This is a genomic window from Acinetobacter sp. V102_4 (assembly GCF_031799005.1).
Taxonomy (GTDB): Bacteria; Pseudomonadota; Gammaproteobacteria; order Pseudomonadales; family Moraxellaceae; genus Acinetobacter; species Acinetobacter calcoaceticus.
The window spans coordinates 1-699 of sequence record NZ_JAVQNR010000022.1; the positions used below are offsets into that span (position 1 = coordinate 1).

The following is a 699-nucleotide window of genomic DNA, read 5'->3' on the forward strand; positions in this document are numbered from 1 at the left end:
TTATGCAGTTACTTTCGCAACAACACCAGCACCTACAGTACGACCACCTTCACGGATCGCAAAACGTAGACCTGGGTCCATTGCGATTGGGTGGATTAATTCTACTGACATTTCAACGTTGTCGCCTGGCATAACCATTTCAACGCCGTCTTGTAATTGGATTGCGCCAGTTACGTCAGTTGTACGGAAGTAGAACTGTGGACGGTAGCCGTTAAGGAATGGAGTATGACGACCACCTTCTTCTTTAGAAAGTACGTATACTTCTGCATCGAATTTAGTGTGCGGCTTGATTGTACCTGGTTTAGCAAGTACTTGACCACGTTGTACGTCTTCACGCTTAGTACCACGTAGAAGAACACCACAGTTCTCGCCTGCACGACCTTCGTCAAGCAATTTACGGAACATTTCTACGCCAGTAACTGTAGTTGTTTGAGTATCACGGATACCAACGATTTCAACTGATTCGCCTACTTTCACGATACCAGCTTCTACACGACCAGTTACTACTGTACCACGGCCAGAGATAGAGAATACGTCTTCGATTGGCATTAAGAATGCTTTGTCGATAGCACGTTCTGGTTCTGGAATGTAAGAGTCAAGCGCTTCAACAAGAGCAAGAACTGAAGGCTCACCATATTGACCAGCATCGCCTTCTAACGCTTTAAGCGCAGAACCACGGATAACTGGAGTGTCATCACC

The 699-nt window shown here is 46.1% G+C and carries 1 protein-coding gene; it reads right to left on the minus strand.

Features of this window, described 5'->3' with window-relative positions; genetic code table 11:
- Positions 1 to 699, minus strand: a 699-nt coding sequence (locus RMB13_RS00615) for an EF-Tu/IF-2/RF-3 family GTPase (protein WP_311084118.1), incomplete at its 5' end; no start/stop codon positions are given.